This is a genomic window from Micromonospora sp. C31, assembly GCF_018070575.1.
Taxonomy (GTDB): Bacteria; Actinomycetota; Actinomycetes; order Mycobacteriales; family Micromonosporaceae; genus Micromonospora.
Window position 1 is genome coordinate 257584 of record NZ_JAGPXN010000004.1, and the last position, 21123, is coordinate 278706.

At 72.3% G+C, this 21123-nt stretch carries 19 protein-coding genes; 11 read left to right on the forward strand and 8 right to left on the reverse strand.

Annotation, left to right across the window (positions count from 1 at the left end; genetic code table 11):
- Nucleotides 1-17 precede the first annotated feature (17 nt).
- The 3 genes from KBX06_RS08795 (at nucleotide 18) to mshC (ending at nucleotide 2772) form a co-directional block, all read left to right on the forward strand.
- Complete coding sequence (locus tag KBX06_RS08795) at nucleotides 18-608, forward strand: DUF3090 domain-containing protein (protein ID WP_210833735.1); 591 nt, start codon at nucleotides 18-20, stop codon at nucleotides 606-608.
- Nucleotides 605-1423 (forward strand): SCO1664 family protein, encoded by an 819-nt coding sequence (locus KBX06_RS08800; RefSeq protein ID WP_210833736.1) that lies wholly within the window; start codon nucleotides 605-607, stop codon nucleotides 1421-1423. Before KBX06_RS08795 ends, KBX06_RS08800 begins: the two co-directional genes overlap by 4 nt.
- Before the next feature lie 110 nt (nucleotides 1424-1533).
- A complete protein-coding gene (mshC, locus tag KBX06_RS08805) occupies nucleotides 1534-2772 on the forward strand; it encodes a cysteine--1-D-myo-inosityl 2-amino-2-deoxy-alpha-D-glucopyranoside ligase (protein ID WP_210833737.1) in 1239 nt (412 codons plus the stop codon).
- 135 nt (nucleotides 2773-2907) lie between these two features.
- On the opposite strand, the gene KBX06_RS08810 is transcribed toward mshC, so the two are convergent.
- A complete protein-coding gene (locus KBX06_RS08810; protein WP_210833738.1) occupies nucleotides 2908-3699 on the reverse strand; it encodes a GntR family transcriptional regulator in 792 nt (263 codons plus the stop codon).
- Between the two features lie 162 nt (nucleotides 3700-3861).
- Between KBX06_RS08810 and KBX06_RS08815 the strand changes: the two genes are divergently transcribed.
- Entirely contained in the window at nucleotides 3862-4371 is a 510-nt protein-coding gene (locus KBX06_RS08815; RefSeq protein ID WP_210833739.1) for a hypothetical protein, read from the forward strand.
- Between the two features lie 138 nt (nucleotides 4372-4509).
- Here the strand turns inward: KBX06_RS08815 and KBX06_RS08820 are convergent, their stop codons facing one another.
- Complete coding sequence (locus tag KBX06_RS08820) at nucleotides 4510-5379, reverse strand: PAC2 family protein (RefSeq protein ID WP_101409578.1); 870 nt, start codon at nucleotides 5377-5379, stop codon at nucleotides 4510-4512.
- 261 nt (nucleotides 5380-5640) lie between these two features.
- On the opposite strand from KBX06_RS08820, the gene metH reads away from it, so the two are divergent.
- On the forward strand, nucleotides 5641-9156 hold the full coding sequence (gene metH / locus KBX06_RS08825; RefSeq protein ID WP_210833740.1) for a methionine synthase: 3516 nt from the start codon (nucleotides 5641-5643) through the stop codon (nucleotides 9154-9156).
- A 228-nt stretch (nucleotides 9157-9384) separates the two neighbouring features.
- On the opposite strand, the gene KBX06_RS08830 is transcribed toward metH, so the two are convergent.
- Nucleotides 9385-9693 (reverse strand): hypothetical protein, encoded by a 309-nt coding sequence (locus tag KBX06_RS08830; protein WP_210833741.1) that lies wholly within the window; start codon nucleotides 9691-9693, stop codon nucleotides 9385-9387.
- Between the two features lie 996 nt (nucleotides 9694-10689).
- Between KBX06_RS08830 and KBX06_RS08835 the strand changes: the two genes are divergently transcribed.
- Nucleotides 10690-11754: an N-acetylmuramoyl-L-alanine amidase gene (locus tag KBX06_RS08835; RefSeq protein WP_210833742.1), complete on the forward strand. Its 1065-nt coding sequence runs from the start codon at nucleotides 10690-10692 to the stop codon at nucleotides 11752-11754.
- A 116-nt stretch (nucleotides 11755-11870) separates the two neighbouring features.
- On the opposite strand, the gene KBX06_RS08840 is transcribed toward KBX06_RS08835, so the two are convergent.
- Nucleotides 11871-12101 (reverse strand): hypothetical protein, encoded by a 231-nt coding sequence (locus KBX06_RS08840; RefSeq protein ID WP_210833743.1) that lies wholly within the window; start codon nucleotides 12099-12101, stop codon nucleotides 11871-11873.
- A gap of 35 nt (nucleotides 12102-12136) precedes the next feature.
- Here KBX06_RS08840 and KBX06_RS08845 point away from each other — a divergent pair, with 35 nt between their 5' ends.
- Nucleotides 12137-12805 carry a M23 family metallopeptidase gene (locus KBX06_RS08845; RefSeq protein ID WP_210833744.1) on the forward strand — a complete coding sequence of 223 codons (669 nt, stop codon included), beginning with the start codon at nucleotides 12137-12139 and terminating at the stop codon, nucleotides 12803-12805.
- Nucleotides 12806-12823: 18 nt separating this feature from the next.
- Here KBX06_RS08845 and KBX06_RS08850 read toward each other — a convergent pair whose 3' ends face one another.
- Nucleotides 12824-13558 carry a DUF899 domain-containing protein gene (locus KBX06_RS08850; protein ID WP_210833745.1) on the reverse strand — a complete coding sequence of 245 codons (735 nt, stop codon included), beginning with the start codon at nucleotides 13556-13558 and terminating at the stop codon, nucleotides 12824-12826.
- A gap of 314 nt (nucleotides 13559-13872) precedes the next feature.
- Between KBX06_RS08850 and KBX06_RS08855 the strand changes: the two genes are divergently transcribed.
- Entirely contained in the window at nucleotides 13873-14652 is a 780-nt protein-coding gene (locus tag KBX06_RS08855) for an NAD-dependent deacylase (RefSeq protein ID WP_210833746.1), read from the forward strand.
- Nucleotides 14653-14940: 288 nt separating this feature from the next.
- The gene (locus tag KBX06_RS08860; RefSeq protein WP_210833747.1) at nucleotides 14941-15519 is read left to right on the forward strand and encodes an STAS domain-containing protein; all 579 of its coding nucleotides are present in this window, start codon (nucleotides 14941-14943) and stop codon (nucleotides 15517-15519) included.
- 25 nt (nucleotides 15520-15544) lie between these two features.
- On the opposite strand, the gene KBX06_RS08865 is transcribed toward KBX06_RS08860, so the two are convergent.
- The 3 genes from KBX06_RS08865 to KBX06_RS08875 are packed head-to-tail and all read right to left on the reverse strand — an operon-like array spanning nucleotide 15545 to nucleotide 18346.
- On the reverse strand, nucleotides 15545-16597 hold the full coding sequence (locus KBX06_RS08865) for a CdaR family transcriptional regulator (RefSeq protein ID WP_210833748.1): 1053 nt from the start codon (nucleotides 16595-16597) through the stop codon (nucleotides 15545-15547).
- A gap of 56 nt (nucleotides 16598-16653) precedes the next feature.
- The gene (locus KBX06_RS08870; RefSeq protein ID WP_210833749.1) at nucleotides 16654-17442 is read right to left on the reverse strand and encodes an ABC transporter permease subunit; all 789 of its coding nucleotides are present in this window, start codon (nucleotides 17440-17442) and stop codon (nucleotides 16654-16656) included.
- A complete protein-coding gene (locus KBX06_RS08875) occupies nucleotides 17420-18346 on the reverse strand; it encodes an ABC transporter ATP-binding protein (RefSeq protein ID WP_210833750.1) in 927 nt (308 codons plus the stop codon). The genes KBX06_RS08870 and KBX06_RS08875 overlap by 23 nt, the downstream gene beginning before the upstream one ends.
- A gap of 226 nt (nucleotides 18347-18572) precedes the next feature.
- Here KBX06_RS08875 and KBX06_RS08880 point away from each other — a divergent pair, with 226 nt between their 5' ends.
- Both KBX06_RS08880 and KBX06_RS08885 read left to right on the forward strand, forming a co-directional pair.
- Nucleotides 18573-19469: an ABC transporter ATP-binding protein gene (locus tag KBX06_RS08880; RefSeq protein ID WP_210833751.1), complete on the forward strand. Its 897-nt coding sequence runs from the start codon at nucleotides 18573-18575 to the stop codon at nucleotides 19467-19469.
- Entirely contained in the window at nucleotides 19466-21082 is a 1617-nt protein-coding gene (locus tag KBX06_RS08885; protein WP_210833752.1) for an ABC transporter permease, read from the forward strand. Before KBX06_RS08880 ends, KBX06_RS08885 begins: the two co-directional genes overlap by 4 nt.
- Nucleotides 21083-21123 lie beyond the last annotated feature (41 nt).

Genomic DNA, 21123 nt, shown 5'->3' on the forward strand with positions numbered 1-21123 from the left:
CGGATAGGGTCGTGGGTATGACCCACCAGGTGCACGCCTTCGAGCCGCCGGAGCGGTTCGTCGCCGGGACGGTCGGGCCGCCGGGGGAGCGCACGTTCTTCCTCCAGGCGCGCGGTGGTGGCCGGCTGGTCAGCGTCGCGCTGGAGAAGGTCCAGGTGTCGCTGCTCGCCGAGAAGCTCGAGGAGTTGCTCTCCGAGGCGCAGCGCCGCTTCGGCGTGGAACTGCCCGAGCCGGTGCCCGTCGTCGGCGACAACGACCCGCTGGACACGCCGGTCGACGAGGAGTTCCGGGTCGGCACCCTCGGGCTGGCGTTCGACGTCGACACCGCGACCGTGGTGATCGAGGCCATCGCCGTGGGCGAGGCGGAGGCCGAGGTCGACCTCGGTGAGCCCGACGACGACGAGGACGCCGACGACGAGGACGCGGACGAGGAGCCGGACGAGGACCTCGACCGGCTCCGGGTGCGGCTGACCCCCGAGGCGACCCGCCAGTTCATCGAGCGGGCCCGGCGGGTGGTCAACGCCGGCAGACCGCCCTGCCCCCTCTGCGGCCAACCCCTCGACCCCGCCGGTCACCTCTGCCCGCGCCACAACGGTTACCACCGGTGACGTCGTCGGACCTCCAGCCCCGACAGGACGGCGAGGCCGCGCTCCGGTTGCTCCGGGACGGCCACCTCGACCTGGAGGGGCGGCTCGTCGAGGCCTCCAACACCACCCTGCGCGGCGTCCTGACCCTCGACGGGGTGACGGCCCGCTGCGTCTACAAGCCGGTGCGCGGTGAGCGCCCGCTGTGGGACTTCCCGGACGGCACGCTGGCCGGGCGGGAGGTCTGCGCGTACGTGGTCTCCCGGGCGACCGGTTGGGACCTGGTACCGCCGACGGTGCTGCGCGACGGCCCGTTCGGGCCCGGTTCCTGCCAGCTCTGGATCGACGAGCCGGAGGAGGCCGAGCCCCTGGTCGGGTTCGTACCGGCCGACGCGCTGCCGCCCCGCTGGTTCCCGATCGCCGCGGCCCGCGACGACGACGGCACACCGTACTCGCTGGCCCACGCCGACGATCCGAGGCTGGCCCGGCTCGCGGTGCTCGACGCCGTCATCAACAACGCCGACCGCAAGGGCGGGCACGTGCTCCTCGGCCCGGACGACCGGATCTACGGTGTCGACCACGGGGTGAGCTTCCACGTGGAGGAGAAGCTGCGCACGGTGCTCTGGGGCTGGGCCGGCCGGCAGTTGCCGGCCGACGCCGTGCGGATGCTCGACGGGCTCGCCGGCCAGCTCCCCGGGGCGCTCGGCGCCGAACTGGCCGAACACCTGACCATCAGGGAGGTCGCCGAGTTGGCGGCCCGGGTCGACCGGCTGCGGCACACCGGCGTGTTCCCGCAGCCGTCGCAGGACTGGCCGGCGGTGCCCTGGCCCCCCATGTGAGGGGGCCCGCCGGGCGGCGAGGCGCCCCGGCGTCGCGCCCACGACGGCTGTCATGATGATCACTGTGGGGCGGTCCTGCCGCGCCGCGAAGGCTGGTTAGGCTGACGGTCATGGACTCTTGGGCGGGACATGAGGTGCCGCGGCTGCCGGGCAGGGGCCAGCCGCTGTCGTTGTTCGACTCGGCGCGGCAGGGCGCCCACCCGAGCGACCCGAGCGGCACCGCGACCATGTACGTCTGCGGCATCACCCCGTACGACGCCACCCACCTGGGCCACGCCGCCACCATGATCGCGTTCGACCTGGTGCAGCGGGTGTGGCGGGACGCCGGCCGGGACGTGCACTACGTGCAGAACGTCACCGACATCGACGACCCGCTGCTGGAGCGCGCCGAGCGCGACGGCGAGGACTGGAAGGTCCTGGCGATGCGGGAGACCGCGCTGTTCCGGGAGGACATGGAGGCGCTGCGGATCATCCCACCGGCGCACTACGTCGGCGCGGTCGAGTCCATCCCGGACATCGCCGACAAGGTGCTCCTGCTGCTCAAGGACGGCGCCGCGTACCGCCTGGAGGACGGCACCGGGGACGTCTACTTCGACGTCGCCGCCTCGCCCCGCTTCGGCTACGAGTCCAACCTGACCCGCGCGCAGATGCTGGAGATCTTCCCCGAGCGCGGCGGCGACCCGGACCGGGCCGGCAAGCGTGACCCGCTCGACCCGCTGCTGTGGCGGGGTGCCCGCGAGGGCGAGCCGTCCTGGCCGGGCGGCGAGCTGGGTGCGGGCCGCCCCGGCTGGCACATCGAGTGCGCGGTCATCGCGCTCAACCTGCTCGGCGACCGGATCGACGTGCAGGGCGGCGGCAACGACCTGATCTTCCCTCACCACGAGTGCTCCGCCGCGCACGCCGAGCGGCTCACCGGCGCGGCGCCGTTCGCCGACCACTACGTGCACGCCGGCATGATCGGTCTGGACGGCGAGAAGATGTCGAAGTCCCGGGGCAACCTGGTCTTCGTCTCCCGGCTGCGCGCCGACCAGGTCGACCCGATGGCGGTCCGGCTGGCCCTGCTCTCCGGGCACTACCGCGCCGACCGCGCCTGGACCGACGAGCTGCTCGCCAGCGCGCACGAGCGGCTGGACCGCTGGCGGCGGGCCGCCGCCGCGCCCGCCGGCCCGTCGGGCGAGGAGTTCCTGGCTGGCGTACGCGCCCGCCTCGCCGACGACCTCGACTCCCCGGGCGCCCTGGCGCTGGCCGACCGGTGGGCCGACGCGACCCTCGTCGGCACCGCCGACGACCCGGCCGCCCCCGCCCTCTTCGCCGCCACCCTGGACGCCCTCCTGGGCCTCCGCCTCTGACTCCCCTCCACCCCACCCCTCGCCCCCGTGCCGCTCGGCGGCGTCGATCCTGCTGTTGTGGTGCCCCGTGCCCCGCACAGGGTGCGCATCGGTGGTGACCGCCCACCACTGGTCCACGATCGACGCGGCGGTTCGTCAGGCGAGGGCCAGGCCCGGGTCCGGGGCCGGGTCGGCGGGCGGGGCGGGGATCTTGTATTCCTCGGTCAGCGTGGTGACCGGGCCGGGCCAGGTGGCCTGGGCCACCTCGATCGGTCTGCGGCGGCCGTCGTAGGCGACGTGCAGCAGGTGCAGCACCGGGGTGTCGGGACGGATCTGGAGGATCTCCGCCTCCTCCCGGCTGGGCTGGCGGGCGCTGATGGTGTCGGTGGCGGAGACGTACCGCCGGCCGGTGGCCTCCTCGGCCTCCTGGTACAGCGGGCGGCCGAACGCCTCGGCGCGCTCCAGCGAGGTGCCGGCGGCGTCGGCGGGCAGGAACCAGGAGGCGCCCACCTCGACGGGGGAGTCCTCGGTGCGCACGAGGTGACGGCGGCAGAGCAGGTCGGTGCCGTCGGTTACGCCGAACGCGTCGGCCACCTCCGGCGGGGCGGGGGCCCGGCCCACCGAGACGAGCTGCTGCCGGTACCGCGCCGCCAGGTCGGTGTGGTAGCCGCGGAAGCCGCCGTAGCGGCCCCGGGAGAGCCGGTTGAGCCGCCGCCGGGTGCCTCGGACGTACGTCCCGGAGCCGGGCTTGGTGATCAGGATGCCCTCGACCCGAAGCTGGTCGACGGCGCGCTGCACGGTCTGCTTCGCCACGCCGAACATCTCGGCGATGGCCGGGATGGACGGCAGCCGCTCGCCCGGGGCCCAGTCGCCGCGGCGGATCTGGGCCTTGAGCTGCGCGGCGATCTGGCGGTGCGGGAACTCGGCCGCCCCCGGATTGATCTGCATGGCGTTCCTCCCACCAGTGAACAGCTAGGTTCCTAGGATGCCCTACGCGAGGTGGGCACCGCCACCCCTTCAGCCGGCTGGACAAACAGGACGGCGAGGTGGCGAGAGCCATCTACCGTGTCGCTCGACTGACCTCGACGAAAGGCGGAAAATATGCCACCTATGGGAAAGCACGCGATCCCGCGCACCGCGCTGACGCGTGTCGTAGCGACGATCCTCGCCGCTGCGACACTGACGCTGGGGCTGACCGTGGCGGCCAACGTCACGACCGCAGCACCGGCGCAGGCTGTCTGCTCCACCCCCGCCATGCTGGGCAACTGGTCCAACATCACCACGGTCGACCCGACCATCGTGCGGGTGAGCGTCCGCTTCTCCTGCAGTGACACGGTGGTCTGCGACGCCGAGACCGGGATCTGCACCCGTCCGCCGTCGTCCCTGGACATCCGCCCGTTCGGCGCGTGCAGCCCGACGGCCTGTGACTGGGGCTGGCGGAGCACCACCGAGATGGGCGACGGATGGGTGCGGGCCCTGTACCACCACAGTTGGGCGACGAAGCAGGTCTGGGCCCGTACCGAGTTCTGGCACGGACAGACCTTCCTGCGGGTGTGGACCCACACCGACTTCACCGACGGGCGCGCCGACTACGAGACCAACGAGTGGTTTCTGAAGTGACCGGTCGCTGATCAGCGATCGGCAACCTCGACGCACGGACCACGGTGGGTCGCCCGGTCGCACAACCGGGCGGCCCACCTGCCGTGCAGGCGGCAACCAGCCGAGTGGCCCCGCGGCGCGTGAACCGACGCGGTGCGGCTACCAGGAACCGGCGGTGGGGCCGGCGGAGCCGCCCCGGCGGCGCAGGTACTTCTCGAACTCCTGGGCGATCTCGTCACCGGTCAGCGGGGTGATGCCCGCGTCGCCGACCCGTTCCTCCAACTCGCGCACGTACTCGCCGAGCTCGGCGTCCTGCTCGGCGGCGCTGCGCACCCGCTGCTCCCACTCGGCGGCCTCCTCGGCCAGGTCGGCCATGGGCACCGGCAGGTCGAGCACCTCCTCGACGCGGTGCAGCAGGGCGAGCGTGGCCTTGGGACAGGGCGGGTTGTTGGCGTAGTGCGGCACGTGCACCCAGAACGAGACGGCGTCGACCTCGGCCTTGTTGCAGGCGTCGTGCAGCACGCCCACGATCCCGGTCGGCCCGTCGTAGCGGGTGGGGGTGAGCTGGTAGCGCTGGGCGGCCTCCGCGTCGGAGGCGCTGCCGCTGATCGGCAGCGGCCGGGTGTACGGCACGTCGGCCAGCAGCGCGCCGAGCACGACCACCCGTTCGACCTCAAGGCTGTGGCAGATCTCCAGGACCTGCTCGCAGAAGGTGCGCCACCGCATGCTCGGCTCGATGCCCCGGATCAGCACGACGTCCCGCTCCGTGCCCTCGGGGCTGGCCACCATGAAGCGCGTCGTCGGCCACTCCACCCGGCGGGTCTCGCCCTCGGCCATCGTGATGGTGGGGCGGCTGACCTGGAAGTCGTAGAAGTCCTCCGGGTCCAGCTCGGTGACCTGCCGCGCCTGCCACACCTGCTCCAGGTGCTCGACGGCGGCGGTGGACGCGTCGGCGGCGTCGTTCCAGCCCTCGAACGCGGCGATCGCCACGGGGGACCGCAGCACCGGCAGTCCGTCGAACTCGGTCACGCCGTCACCTCACCCTGCTCGTCGGGGGCGGCGCCGGCGTCGGATCCGGCCGTCCGCCCGCCGGGCGCGGTGCTGTCGCTGTAGTCCTTCACGTCCGTCAGCCTACGTGTCGGGGCGGGATGCGGCCCGTCGGCCGCGCCGGTCAGGCCCGGGGGTGGCCGGTCATACCGCGATGAACCGGACAGCGTGATCCCGCTGACACAATGTGGGAAGGCACGTCCGGGGGGGCCGGTCGGGTCGCGGCGGCACTAACCTGATCCCGTGCGGACCTCATTGCTCGACGTACTGGCAGACCGGATTCTCGTCGCCGACGGCGCCATGGGCACGATGCTGCAGGCGGCCGACCTCACCCTGGACGACTTCGAGGGCTACGAGGGCTGCAACGAGGTCCTCAACGCGACACGGCCGGACGTCGTGCGCGGCGTGCACGAGGCGTACCTGGCCGCCGGGGCGGACTGTGTCGAGACCAACACCTTCGGCGCCAACCTGGCCAACCTGGCTGAGTACGACATCCAGCACCGCATCCGCGAGCTCTCCGAGGCGGGCGCCCGCCTCGCCCGGGAGGCCGCCGACGCGTACGGCACGCCCGAGCGGCCCCGCTTCGTGCTGGGCTCGATCGGCCCGGGCACCAAGCTGCCCACCCTCGGGCACGCCGACTACGCGACCCTGCGCGACGCCTACCAGGAGAACGCCGAGGGCCTGATCGAGGGCGGGTCGGACGCGCTGATCGTGGAGACCTGCCAGGACCTGCTCCAGGTCAAGGCCGCGGTGGTCGGCTCGAAGCGGGCCATGGCGCGGCTCGGCCGGCCGGTGCCGATCATCTGCCACGTCGCCGTGGAGACGACCGGCACGATGCTGGTGGGCAGCGAGATCGGGGCGGCGCTGGCGGCCATCGAGCCGTTGGGGGTCGACCTGATCGGGCTCAACTGCTCGACCGGGCCGGCCGAGATGGGCGAGCACCTGCGTTACCTCTCCCGGCACTCCCGCATCCCGCTGTCGGTGATGCCCAACGCGGGTCTGCCGGTGCTGACCGCCGACGGGGCCTACTTCCCGCTGACCCCCGTCGAACTGGCCGACGCGCTGGAGCGGTTCGTCACCGAGTACGGCGTCTCGCTGGTCGGCGGCTGCTGCGGCACCACTCCGGAGCACGTCCGGGTCCTGGCCGAGCGGCTGCACGGCGCGCGGCCCGCGCCGCGCGAGCCGCACCACGAGGCCGGCGTCTCGTCGGTCTACCACCCGGTGCCGTTCGCGCAGGACGCCTCCCTGCTGATGGTGGGGGAGCGGACCAACGCCAACGGCTCCAAGGCCTTCCGCGAGGCCATGCTCGCCGGCGACTGGCGGGCCTGTGTGGAGATCGCCCGCAGCCAGGCCCGCGACGGCTCGCACCTGCTGGACCTGTGTGTCGACTACGTCGGGCGCGACGGCACGCAGGACATGCGGGAGCTCGCCGGCCGCTTCGCCACCGCCTCCACGCTGCCGATCATGCTGGACTCGACCGAGCCGCCGGTGGTCGAGGCGGGGCTGGAGATGCTCGGCGGCCGGTGCGTGGTCAACTCGGTCAACTTCGAGGACGGCGACGGGCCGGAGTCCCGCTACGCCCGGGTGATGCCCATCGTCCGGGAGCACGGCGCCGCCGTGGTGGCGCTGCTCATCGACGAGGAGGGGCAGGCGCGCACCGCCGACTGGAAGGTGCGGGTCGCGGGTCGGCTGATCGAGGACCTCACCGGGCGCTGGGGGATGGACCGAGCGGACATCCTGATCGACGCCTTGACGTTCCCGATCGCCACCGGCCAGGAGGAGACCCGGCGCGACGGCATCGAGACCATCGAGGCGATCCGGGAGATCGCCCGCCGCTGGCCGGGCGTCAACTTCACCCTCGGCATCTCCAACGTCTCCTTCGGGCTCAACCCGGCTGCCCGGCAGGTGCTCAACTCGGTGTTCCTGCACGAGTGCCGCCAGGCCGGCCTGACCAGCGCCATCGTGCACGCCAGCAAGATCCTGCCGTTCAACAAGATCCCCGACGAGCAGCGGGAGGTGGCGCTGGACCTCGTCTACGACCGGCGCCGCGAGGGCTACGACCCGGTGCAGAGGTTCATCGAGATCTTCGAGGGCGTGGACGCCGCGTCGGCACGGGCCGGGCGGGCGGAGGAGTTGGCCGCGCTGCCGCTGGAGGAGCGGCTGAAGCGGCGGATCATCGACGGCGAACGCAACGGCCTGGAGGCCGACCTGGACGCGGCGATGGCGCAGGGGCGCCGCCCCCTGTCCATCATCAACGACATCCTGCTCGACGGCATGAAGGTCGTCGGCGAGCTGTTCGGCTCGGGGCAGATGCAGTTGCCGTTCGTGCTCCAGTCCGCCGAGGTGATGAAGACCGCGGTGGCGTACCTGGAGCCGCACATGGAGACCGCCGAGGACGGCGGCAAGGGCCGCATCGTGCTCGCCACCGTGCGCGGTGACGTGCACGACATCGGCAAGAACCTGGTCGACATCATCCTGTCCAACAATGGCTACGAGGTCGTGAACATCGGCATCAAGCAGCCGATCAACGCGATCCTGGAGGCCGCCGAGCAGCACCGGGCCGATGCGATCGGCATGTCGGGCCTGCTGGTGAAGAGCACGGTGATCATGAAGGAGAACCTCGCCGAGATGGCGTCGCGCGGGGTCGCGGAGCGCTGGCCGGTGCTGCTCGGCGGGGCGGCACTGACCCGGGCGTACGTCGAGGACGACCTGCGGTCGATGTTCCCCGGCCAGGTGCACTACGCCCGGGACGCCTTCGAGGGACTGTCCCTGATGGACCGGGTGATGACGGCGAAGCGCGGCGGGGCGCCGGTGATCGACGCGGAGCGGGAGGCGGCGCTGGCGGCCCGCCGGGCGCGCCGCGAGCGGCAGCGGGCGATCGTCAGCGAGTCGCTGCCGGAGCTGGACGACGCGTCGGTACGCTCCGACGTGGCCACCGACGTGGAGGTGCCCACCCCGCCGTTCCTGGGCACCCGGGTGGTCAAGGGCGTGCCGCTGGCCGACTACGCGGCGCTGCTCGACGAGCGGGCCACCTTCCTCGGGCAGTGGGGCCTGCGGGGCGCCCGCAGCGGGCAGGGGCCGTCCTACGAGGAGCTGGTGGAGACCGAGGGCCGGCCCCGGCTGCGCTACTGGCTGGACCGGCTGATCGCCGACCAGGTGCTGGAGGCGGCCGTGGTGTACGGCTACTTCCCCGCGTACGCCGAAGGCAACGACCTGGTGGTGCTGGACGAGAACGGGCACTCGGAGCGGGCGCGGTTCTCCTTCCCGCGGCAGCGACAGGAACGGCGGCTCTGCCTGGCCGACTTCTTCCGCCTGCGCGGCGACGAGCCGGACGTGGTGGCGTTGCAGCTCGTCACGGTGGGGCAGCCGATCAGCGAGTACACGGCGAAGATGTTCGCCCGCAACGAGTACCGCGACTACCTGGAGGTGCACGGGCTGTCGGTGCAGCTCACCGAGGCCCTGGCGGAGTACTGGCACCGGCGGATCCGCGCCGAGCTGGCCCTGCCCGGCGGACGTACGGTGGCCGACGACGACCCGGCGGACCTGGCGGGTCTGCTGCGTACCGACTACCGGGGCTGCCGGTACGCGTTCGGCTACCCGGCCTGCCCCGACCTGGAGGACCGGGCGAAGATCGTGGAGCTGCTGGGCGCGCAGCGGATCGGGGTGCAGCTGTCGGAGGAGTTTCAGCTGATCCCGGAGCAGGCGACCGACGCGATCGTGGTGCACCACCCGGAGGCCAGCTACTTCAACGCCAAGTGAATTCGGTCGCCACGCCGACCAGTGTTTGCCGAACGCGCCGATCGGGAGCTGATCCCGATCGGCGCGTCGCGGACTGTGGGTGGCGGCCAGCGGACGCACCGCGGCGACGTCGTGCGTACGCGGATGAGCTGGTACGTCCTCCGCGCCCCGCGCAAACCGCCGACGACCGGAAGGGGCACGCCTGGCGGTGCCCGACGAATTCCTTCCAGCGATCGGGCGAGTGGTGGCTCAGCTGAAGGTGTAGCAGTACAGCTGCACGTTGGCGGTGTAGTAGTAGTCGCTGATCTTCGAGCTGCTGCTGTAGGTCGTGCGGCAGTCGAGGTACGGGTTGAAGCCGCCCATCTGGGCCTTGAACTTGGCGTCGCTCTCTGCCGACCAGATGGCGAGCGAGGCGGAGGATCCCGAGCCGTACCCCGTGTACCAGCCGACTGCGTTGGCTCCAGCGTCGGCGGACGCAGGGGCCGCACCCGCCAGCAGGGACACCGCGGTCGCGCCGGTGACGGCGGTGGCAGCGAGGACCTTTCGAATCGCGCGCATTGAAGCTCCGTTCTGTTTGGGGGAGCTCCGAGCTTGCCACGATGATCAATGACTGTCAATTCAATCGTGCCTGGTGTTGGCAGTTGTTCATTCGTTGGCAGGGCGCGACGATTGTTTCGATTATGTCGTCTGCCGTCTCGGTCCAGGTGGACGGCTTGAGTCGGTGTTCCAGGCCGCGATCCAGGGGTTGCATCGGCTTTCAGGTCGGCGAGACTGTGGTGGGCCAACCGACGTGGTGCACGGTAGGTTGTGTCGCGGAACCAGTTCGACCAGGGTTGAGCCGCGACGAGTGGCTCGGGGTGAAGTGCGGGTGGAGCCGGCGTGCCCAATGAGCCCCTGCTGGGCGGCGGGCGTCATGTGGGTGCCGTAGCTGCCCAGCATGATGTGTAGTTCCAGCTCGGTCGTGGCCTGCTCGGTCGATGGCACGCAGCAGGCGTAGCAACTCCTGATGGCGGCGTATGCGCTGGGTCTGGCTGACAAGGCACGTCCAATGCGGCGCAAGGATGGTGGTCCCGGCGGACGTAGTCGTTGGTCACTGTCTGTCGGATCGGGTCAACCCCAGAGGGGCGTGACCACCCGGCGGCGCTGGACGGTTCGTAATTGGTCCTTCGACCTGGCGCACCACGCTGTTGTTGGCCGCGATCCACCTCCTCTTGGGTGGTGATGGCGATTGGTGCGGAGGCGAGTTGCCGAGTCGCGGTCAAGCCCATGGGCGAGGACCATTTGCGCATTCATCTTGTCCTGATAGTGGGCGTTTTTCGACTGCGGTGGGTTGGGTTCTCGACGTGATGTAGGGCGAGGATGGCCTGCAGGAATCTGGTTGAGCGGCGTGGGCGGCAGCGCAGGGCGTGCCGTGGCCCCGCCCATGGGCCGGCACGGCGGCGCGGAGGAGGAAACCTTCAGACCGCAGATCCAGAGGCGTAGACATCTTTCATGTTGCATCGATGTCCCGCTATATTGCGGGCACTGTCGATCTCTCCCGATGACGAGGTGCACATGTTCGACAACCCGACGCTCCGGCGGCGTACCCTCCTGGCCGCCGTCGCCGGTGCCGCGGCCGTCCCGATCGTCGCCGGCCCGGCGTGGGCGGCGTTGCCGAAGGTCTACATCGACCCGGGCCACGGCGGCACCGACCCCGGCGCGGTCGGCAACGGGCTGCAGGAGAAGGCCCTGACGCTCGACATCTCCCTGCAACTGCGCAGCATCCTGCTGGCAAACTGGGGCGTCGACGTGCGCATGTCCCGCACGACCGACGTCACGCGCAGCCTGGCGTACCGCACCGACGACGCCAACGCGTGGGGCGCCAACCTGCTCGTGAGCGTGCACATCAACTCCGGCGGCGGCACCGGCTTCGAGAGCTACCGGTACCCGTCGGCGAGCGCGACCACCGTCAACCTGCACAACGCGCTGCACCCGAGGGTGATCGGCGCCATGCGGACGATCGGTGGGGTCACCGACCGTGGGCTGAAGACCGCGAACTTCCACATGCTGCGCGAGGCGGCCATGCCCGCGGTGCTGACCGAGAACCTCTTCATCGACAGCGTCGCCGACTCGAACCTGCTCAAGCGGGCCGACTTCATCACCGCCATCGCCCGCGGGCACGCGGAGGGCATCGCGGCCCACCTCGGCCTGAGCGCGCCCAACCCGCCCACGTTCAGCACCGTCGTGGACAACGCCACGGTGGGGCGGTTCACGGCGAGCACCAACTGGGGCGCCTCCTCGTACTCGGCCCAGCGCTACGGTGCCGACTACCGCTTCGCCACCCCCACGCCCGCCAGCGACGCAGCCTGGTTCAAGGTGAACATTCCGGCGGCCGGCAACTACCGGATCGAGGTACGGCACCCGGCCGACCCCGGCTACAGCGCCTCGGCCCCGCACGTGGTCGTCACCGCCTCCGGCAACCGCACGATCGCCCTGGACCAGCGCGCCAACGGCGGCGTCTGGCGTTCGCTGGGCACCTTCGGACTGGCGGCCGGTGACCGGAACCTGGTCGCGGTGAGCCGCTGGACCAGCGCCGCGGGCTACGTGGTGGCCGACGCCGTCCGGGTAACCCGGGTCTGAACCGTGTGGCCGAGGCTGGTTCCCCGGTCGCGCGCGACCCCCGAACCAGCCTCGGCCACGGGCCGAGCCGCCGTGGGCGGACATCGACGCAGCCCGTCGACCCCGGGGCGCCTCGGTCAGCAGGGCCAGCACCCGCCCGGCGTGTACGCGGCGAGCGCACCGTAGTCCGCCAGGTCGCCGGGGAGGTACCCGGTGGGCGCGTACCGCTCGAGCAGCGTCAGCGCGCGCTCCGGTCGACGCCGACCGGCGACCAGGACCCGCTTGCCGTGCGCCGTCCACCAGCGGTCCCGTTCGCCGGTGTGCAGGTCGTCGCCGGCGAGCCAGCCGGCGCGCAGGCCCGCCTTCACGGTGACCCGTTCCGCGGGCGTTGCCGGGGTCTGCCATGCTCGGGCCGGTGACGACCGGCCACCTCACCAGTCCCCGCACCCACCGCCGTGTCCGCAGCCGCCGCAGCCGCGTCGTGCTCGTCTCCGGCGCGGTGGCGGTGTTCCTCGCCGTCGCCGTCCTCGTCGTCGTGGTGGTCGTGCCGCTGGTGCGGCCGGCGGGGCCGCGTCCGCTCTTCCAGCTTCCCGTCGCGTGCGGCGAGACGTGGCAGTTGGGCACCTATCCCGGTCACGACGACTACGACGTGGACCTGTTCCCGACCGAGGGCAGGGCGTGGGGGCGGCCGGTGCTCGCGTCCTACGCGGGGGAGGTGACCGTGGCGGGGATCAACGGTTCGCTGGGCGGGCGTACGCCCGAGGACCCGGACGGCCCGCGCGGGCGTGGCGGCGGCTACTGGGTGAAGATCGACCACGGCGGCAAGTGGGAGACGCAGTATCTGCACCTGCTGGAGCCGCCGCTGGTCCGGGTAGGTCAGCGGGTCGCCCAGGGCGAGCAGATCGGGCGGGTGGGCAGCACCGGCAACTCCGGCGCTCCCCACCTGCACTACGAGCAGCGGCGCGGCTGGGAGAAGGTCGAGGCGTACTTCGACGGTACGCCGTCGGGAATCACCCACGACGACACCGAATACACGGTCAGACGCAAGAGCAACAACTGCCCGCCCGGGTGAGTGTGGCGCCGATCGCCGTCAGTGGCAGTGGCAGTCGCCGCCGGCGGAGTCCGTCCCGTAGGTGTCGTGGAGGGGGAACTCGTTGACGTAGCGCTGCCGGCCCAGCGGCGTGAGGTCCAGGTAGTTGTAGGTGTTGAGCACCGTCTCCAGACCCCGGCCGTACATCGAGTAGGTGTGCAGGATCCGCTCGCCGTCGCGGACGAACACGCTCAGGCCGTGGCCCTCGCCCTTGATGAAGCCGGCGAGGCCCTGCGCGGCCAGGGTCTCGGCGTCCTTGTAGTTGTATTCCACCGGTGCGACGGCCGGGTCGTTGGTGGCGTGGAAGTCGTAGTTGAAGTCGCTGCCGTGCGAGGAGTACCAGGGAAAGCCCCAGCCCATCCGGCTCCGGAAGGATGCGAGGGTCGCGTACGGCGCGCGGGAGACCACGGCGAGCGTCGTGTCGCCGGCGTGCAGATGCGCGAGGTGGCCGAAGTTGTCGACCAACAGCGAGCAGCTCGTGCAGCCTTCGGTCCAGTCGGGATCGAACATGAAGTGGTAGACGATCAGTTGCCGTCGCCCCTCGAACATGTCCGCCAGCCGCACGGCGCCGGCGGGTCCGGTGAAGGAGTAGTCCTTCTCGACGGCGACCGCCGGCAGTTGGCGCCGCAGCGCGGTGATCTCGTCCCGGCGGCGGGTGATCTCCTTCTCGTGGTCGAGCAGTTCCTTGCGGGCCTCGACCCACTCGTCCCGGGACACGACCTTCGGAATAATCATGGACGACATGCCTTTCGCCTGGGCGCCTGCGCCATTCTTATCGGGCGGTACGCGATCACACCAGCCTCCGACCGGTGCCGTGGGATTCCCATTCATCCGGTCCGTCGCGGCAATTCCACCGACCGGCCGGGAGAATGGGCAGGTAGGCTGGCGCGGCCCCGGCCCCGGCCGGCCCGCGCCCCCGGGGAAACGGGCTCGCCGTACGCGGTGAAGTGCGCAAGGCAGAACAAATTCGCGGAGGCGGTCGGCTCCGCTCGCCAGGCGTCGCCGCACTAGTCTTGCCTGTCGTACGGGCGTCGGAGGGAGCGGGCCGGATGGGGGAGCGGTCGGTGCGGGATGCCGGGACGCTGTTGGCGCAGGCCCGACGCATCGTGGTCTTCACCGGCGCGGGCGTCTCGGCGGAGAGCGGCGTGCCGACCTTCCGCGACGCCCTCACCGGCCTGTGGCGCAGTTTCGACGCGCAGCGGCTCGCCACGCCGGAGGCCTTCCGCGAGGATCCCGCGCTGGTCTGGGGCTGGTACGAGTGGCGACGGGCCACCGTGGCGCGGGCTCGCCCGAACGCCGGTCACGTGGCCGTGGCGGCGATCGAGGCCCGCGTCGCCCACGCGGTCGTCGTCACGCAGAACGTCGACGACCTGCACGAGCGCGCCGGCTCCGTCGCGCCGATCCACCTGCACGGCAGCCTGTCCGCGCCGCGGTGCTCGGCCTGTGCCCGTCCCGCGCCGGTGCCCGACGGGGTGCCGGACGAGCCGGGTGACGGCCGCCGCGCGGCCCCGCCCCGGTGCGCGCACTGCGCGGGCCTCGTCCGGCCGGGGGTGGTGTGGTTCGGCGAGGCGTTGCCGACCGCCGCGTTGGAGGCCGCCGTGCAGGCGGCGTCCGCGTGCGATCTGCTGCTGACCGTGGGCACCTCGGGCCTGGTGTATCCCGCCGCCGAGATCCCCCGGGTGGCCGCGCGCTTCGCGGCGACCGTGGTGCAGGTCAACCCGGAGGAGACGGCCCTGGACGCCGTGGCCGACGTGAACCTGCGCGGCCCGGCAGCCCAGGTGCTTCCCGCCCTCGTGCGCGCCGCCTGGGGCGACGCCGGGCCGGCCTGACGGCGTAAGACGCGCCGCCTGGGGCGACGCCGGGCCGGCCTGACGGCGTGCGGCGCGCTGCGGCGCTTGACCCGGGCAACGGTGACCACGCCGATCTCCAACGGGGGCCGGGCGGCGGCCGGGACGGAGGACCTGCGACGGGCGGGGTGGATCTGTCACACAACCGTCATCCGCCCGAAGGGTTACCGCGAATCGCGGCCGGCAGGTTGTGGACGCAACGACAGCGCACGCGCGCGAACGTGCGGCGACGACGCCGTACGGATGCGGTGGAGGGAGGGGACCGTCACGATGAGCGTCGTCCGGGGTGACGAGCACACGACACTGATCTGCGATGTCTGCGGCGAGACGGTCGTCGAGTCGACGGGCGGCCCGCCCGGCGTGGTCTGGGAACTGGTGTCCGACCACGACTGGACCGGCTCGCCGCTCGCCGAGGGGCCACACCGCTGCGCCCACTGCACCCTGCTGGCGGGCGCCCAGGACGCGACCACGAACGACCCGGGGCCGGGCGGGATCCTCGGCATCGACCATCGCGGCGACGCGACCGTCATCACGTGCGCGGGAGACATCGACGTCGACGGCGCGGGCACTCTGCGTACGGCCCTGGTGCACGCCACCGACATGGGCGGGCACGTCATCGTCGACCTGACCAACGTCCGCCTGATCGACTCCACCGGGCTGGGCCTGCTCGTCGGCGCCCACCGCGACTGCGCCGCCCGGGGCGCGACGCTGAGCCTCGCCGCGCCGTCGCCGTTCCTGCGGACCGTGCTGCGGACCCTGCGTCTGGACGAGGTGCTCCCGGCGTACGACAGCCGTGCCGAAGCGATCGCCCGGGTGACCGGCGCCGGATCGACCGCGCCCCGGCCCTGACGGCGGCCGACGAACCCTGCCTGCGTCAGGTGGGCCAGCCGAGGAGCCGCGCACCGAGTACGGCGGTGTGCAGGGTGAAGCGCTGCGTGGGTTCGCCCGGGTGGTAGCCGGTGAGGGCTCGGATGCGGTCGAGGCGGTACGTGACGGCGCGGACGGACAGGTGCAGCTGCCGGGCGGTGGCGGTGTAGTTGCCCTGGTTGTCGAAGAGCACGGCCAGGGTGTCCAGGTACGGCCGCACCCCGCCGCGCGCTGTGCCCAGTGGCCCGAGGACCGTGCTGACCAGGTCGGTGATGGCGTCGCGGTCGCGCAGCAGCACCGGGAAGACCAGCAGGTCGGCGGCGTTGAGGACGGGCGCGGTGAAGCCCAGCCGGGCGGCGTGGTCGAGGGTGTTGTGGGCCTCGTCGAGCGAGGTGGACAGGCCCTGGAGCCCGGGATGGGTGCGGCCGACGGCGATCTGCCACCGGTCGGCGCCGACTTCGGCGAGCAGCAGGTGCGCCAGTTCGGCGCTGATACCGCGTAGACCGCCGGCGCTGATGCACACCAGGTCGCCGTTGCGCCGGGTGGTGAGGGTGTTGCCCTCGCCGAACCGGGCGGCGAGGGCCGCGTCGATGCGGTGCACCACCTCCGGTGTCAGGTCGGGTGTGCGGGCGACGATGACGGTGTGGGTGGCGGACAGGCGGATGCCGTAGCGGTGGGCGCGCTCGGCGAGGCGACCGGGATCGGCGCGTCCGGCGAGCAGGTCGTTGACGAAGGTGGCGCGTTCGTTGTCGTGGCGGTCGAGCTCGGCGCGGGTCTGCTCGGCGTACCCGTCGAGGGCCGCCGCCAGCAGACGGCGGGTGGTGTCCAGCAGGGCGTGCGCGCGGTCGTGGAGTGTGGCGGTGGTGTCCGCGGGATCGACCGGGGTCGCCGCCAGCCGGGCGGCGGTGGCGCGCAGGGCTCCGTCGACGAGGTCACGCAGCGGCACGCTCCTGTCCGCGGCGCGTCCACCCACGTCGGCGGCCGATCGCAGCCGCCGGTCGTCCGCCGGGCGGTGCAGCAGTTCGGCCCAGGTGTCGGCGAGCCAGGTGTCGTCACCCATCGGCGGTTCCTTCCCGGCGTGATCGCGGTGGTGCCGGTGACGGCCGACGGCCGGTCTCAGACACCGATGTCGCGGCGGTCGAACAGGATCAGCCCGGCGAGCGTGGTGACCGCGCCGACGGCCACGAGGGTGAGCAGGGCTGCCGGGTGCCAACCGGTGTTCAGCGGATCGGTACCGATGAAGTAGTGGAACGGTGACAGCCAGCGCAGCCAGTGCCAGCCGTCGACCATACCGCCGATCGCGTTGGCCATGTAGGTGGCGACGGCCAGCGCCCCGGTGACCGCCAGGACGGTGGTGCGCCTTCCGGTGGCCGCGCCGGCGAGGAAGGCGACCCCGGTGAAGCACCACGCCAGGGCGACCAGTCCCGCCCCGGCCGCGGCCACGTTCGACAACGCGACGTCGATCCCGATCGCCGGGACGATGACCATGAGCAGGAGCCACGGGACCGCCGCGATCACGGTCACGGCCGTGCCGGTGGCGGCCAGCCGCTGACCGGCGAACGCGAGGCGGGAGACCGGGCTGGCGAGCAGCAGTTCCATGCCGCCGTCCTCTTCCGGCCGGGCGATGGTGCGGGCGGTCAGCGTGATCGCACCCATGAGCACCAGTAGCGGCCCGATCAGGCTGAAGATCGTCGCCTGCAGGTAGCCGGTCGGCGAGAGCATGTCGGCGATGCCGAGGAAGTCGAGCATGCCCTTGGGCAGCGCGTCCTGCTTCAGCTGTGCCGCTCCCTGGAACTGGGGGTAGAAGGAGGTGTAGATGCCGGTGAAGGCGGCGAGGCCGACGGTCCAGCCGAGCAGCGCACGACGGTCGTCGCGCCAGGTCTTACGGACGAGCGCGGGAAGCATCGTCGGCTCCTTCGGAGTGGTAGTAGAACGACAGGAAGGTCTCTTCCAGGTCGGGTTCGGCCGACAGCAGGTCGACGACCTCGTGCCGTGCCGCCGCCTTGATCAGTGCGTCGAGGCGCCCGTCGACGGTGCACCTGAGTACCGGCCCCGAAACCACCACGTCGCTGACGCCGGGCAGTGCGCTGAAGGCGCGGGGATCGACCGGATCGTGGAAGTGGATCTCGACGGCGCGCACGGCGCGTCTGCCGAGCGACTCGACCCGCTCGACGGCGGCCAGCCGGCCTGCCCGCACGATCGCCACGCGGTCGGCGACCTGCTGCACCTCGGCGAGCACGTGGGAGGACATGAAGACGGTCTGACCGGCCGACCTGGCGTCACGCACCATGCCCAGGAACTCCTGTTGCATGAGCGGGTCCAGGCCGCTGGTCGGCTCGTCCAGGATGAGCAGGGCGGGCTGGTGCATGAACGCCTGGATCAGTCCGACCTTCTGCTTGTTGCCCTTGCTCATCGCCCGGACCGGCCGGGACAGGTCCACCTCGAGCCGCCCGGCCAGCTCCGTCACCCGGGACCAGGCGACCCCGCCGCGCGCGTCGCCGAAGAAGCGCAGCAGGTCCGCGGCGGTGTCCCGGCCAGGGAACGCCAGCTCGCCGGGGAGGTAGCCGATCTGACGGTGCAGGGCGGCCTTGTCGCGGCGCGGGTCCAGACCGAGGACGGTGGCGCGACCCTGGGTGGGGCGCAGGAAGTCCAGCAGCAGCCGGATGGTCGTGGTCTTGCCGGCGCCGTTGGGCCCGAGGAAGCCCATCACCTCACCGGCCCCGACCTCGAGGTTCAGGCCCTCGAGGCCGCGATGGTCACCGTAGAACTTGGTCAAGTCCTCGGTCAGTACGGCCAGATCGCTCGTCATGCCCCTATCGTCGCGATCGGCCGGCGCCGGAATCCAGGTCGGATTCCGGCCGACATCGTCCGCCACCGTTGCCGGGGTCCGGCAACGAGCGGGCGCAGGCCCCTCACCGCGCGGCGTCCCGACAGGAGGGCTTCCTGCCGGGCGAGCGCGGGAGTACGGTGAGGTCCGGTGTGCCGGGAAGTCTGGTCGGCGGTCGTATCCGCATCGGCTGACAAGGACCCCCTCGATGAACGATCCTGCGCTGCGTGCCGTCCACCTGACCAAACGGTACGGTCGGGTCACGGCGCTCGACGACCTGTCTCTCGACGTGCCGGCCGGTGAGGTGTTCGGGTTCCTCGGGCCCAACGGCGCCGGAAAGTCCACCACGATCCGCATGCTGCTCGGCCTGGCCCGCCCCACCTCCGGCCGCGCCTGGATCTTCGGCACCGACGCGACGGACGTCGCCCGGGCGCACCGGCTGTTGGCGTACGTGCCCGCTGACGTCGCGTTGTGGCCGCACCTGACCGGCGCGGAGATCCTGCACCTGCAGGCGTCCACCGGCCCCGGCACCGACCTGGCCTACCGGGACGAACTCGTGGAACGGTTCGCGCTCGACACCGCCAAGCCGGCCCGTACCTACTCGACCGGCAACCGGCAGAAGGTCGCGCTCGTCGCGGCGTTCGCCACCCGCGCGCCGCTGCTGGTGCTGGACGAGCCGACGAGCGGCCTCGACCCGCTGATGGAGCGCGAGTTCCGCACCGCCGTCAGGCAGGCCCGTGATCGCGGGCAGACCGTGTTCCTCAGCTCGCACCAGCTGGACGAGGTCGAGGCGGTGTGCGATCGCGTCGCGATCCTGCGGGCCGGTCAGCTCGTCGAGATCGCCTCGATGGAGCAGCTGCGGGGCCTGCGTCGCGCCGAGGTGACGGTCTCCTACACGGGTGCGCCGCCACCGGGCCTCGGTGAGGTTCCTGGCGTCGAATCGGTCGAGCAGGTCGGCGAGGGGCGGCTGCGGTTCTCGCTCGTCGGAGCGCCCGCACCGGCGTTGCGTGCGCTCGCGGCCGCCGACGTGCGGGCCTTGGCGATCCGTGAGCCGAGCCTGGAGGAGATCTTCCTCGACTACTACGGCACGGCGGCCGGCCGGTGACCACCGCTCGGGGCCTGAGCGTGCCGGCGGCCCCCGGAAGGGCGATCACCGGGCTGGCGCTGCGCCAGTTGCGGCGCACCGGCCTGATCGTGCTGGGCCTCACCGCCGCCATGCCCGCCCTGGTGGCGACCACCTACGACAGCGTCATGGCCGATCCGGCCGCGGCGGACGGCATTGCCAGGCTCGCCGGCAACCCGGCCATCCGGACCCTGTTCGGCGAACCGGTCGCGCTCGACCGGGCGGGCGGTTTCACGGTGTGGCGGGTCGGCACCTTCGTCGCCGTCCTGCTCGCCGCGTGGGCGATCCTGGCCACCACCCGCATCACCCGGGGCGAGGAGGACGCCGGCCGGTGGGACGTGCTGCTGGCCAGCCGGGTGCCGCTGCCCGAGGTGGCGGCCCGCCACCTGGCCGCCGTCATGATCGTCCCAGTCGCCGCCGGCGGCGCCGTGGCCGCCGTGCTGCTGCTGGCCGGCACCGAACCCGCCGGTGCCGTGGTGCACGGTGCGGGCATCGGCCTGCTCGGGTTGTTCTTCGTCGCCGTCGCCGGTCTCGCGGCGCAGGTGTTCCCGGTGCGGGCGAGCGCGACCGGAGCCGCGGTGGCGGTGCTCGGCGGCGGCCTGCTCGCGCGGATGATCGGCGACGGCCTCACCGAGCTGGGCTGGTTGCGCTGGCTGTCGCCGTTCGGGCTGCTCGCCCTCACCGAGCCGTACGCGCGCAACGACGTCCTGCCGCTGTTGGTCCTGCTCGCCGTGGCCGTGGTGCTCGGTGGCGCCGCGATCGTCGCCGCCGGCCACCGCGATGTCCGGGGTGGTCTCGTGGCAGCCGCCGCCGGTCGTCGATCCCGGCTGGTGCTGCTCGGCAGCGTGGAGGCGTTCGCCGTGCGGCGCGTGCTGCGACCGCTGACCGGGTGGGCCCTCGGCGTGGGCGCCTACTACCTGCTCATCGGCTTCACCACGTTGTCGGTCACCGACTTCCTGACCGACAACCCGGCTTTCGCCGCCGAGGCGGCACGGGCCGGGTTCACCGCGCTGGGCGCGGTCGAGGGGTTCACGGCGACCCTGTTCGCGCTGCTCGCCCTTCCCGTGGGGGGTTTCACCGCGGTGCGTATGTCGGCATTCGTCGCCGCCGAGACCGGCCGCCAGCTGACGTTGTCGGCGGCCCAGCCGGTCAGCCGGTTCCGGTTGCTCGCCGCCGAGGTCGCCGCCGCGACCGGCGGTGCCGTCGTCCTGGTCACCGTCGCCGGGCTTGCCGTCTGGGCGGGCATCGCCGCGACCGGCGGCGGCCTGACCCTGCTGGCCGCGCTCGCAGGGGCCTGGAACACGCTGCCCATCGTGCTGCTCAGCCTCGGCGCGGCCACCTGCGCCACCGGCTGGACTCCCCGGGCGGCCGGGGTCGCCGGGTCGATGCCCGCGACCGGCGGGTTCCTCCTGCTGGTGATCGCCGACAGCGTCGGCGCACCGGCCTGGGTGCGCGAGCTCTCACCCTTCGCCCACCTGGCACCGGTTCCGCTCGCCGGTGTCGACTGGAGCGTCGCGCTGGCCATGACCGGCCTGGCCGTGGCGCTGGCGACGGCGGGTGTCGCCGGCTACCGGCGGCGTGACCTGCACGGGTGACGCGGGCCCGGTCACGGCCGGGGTGGCGTACCCCGCCGGGG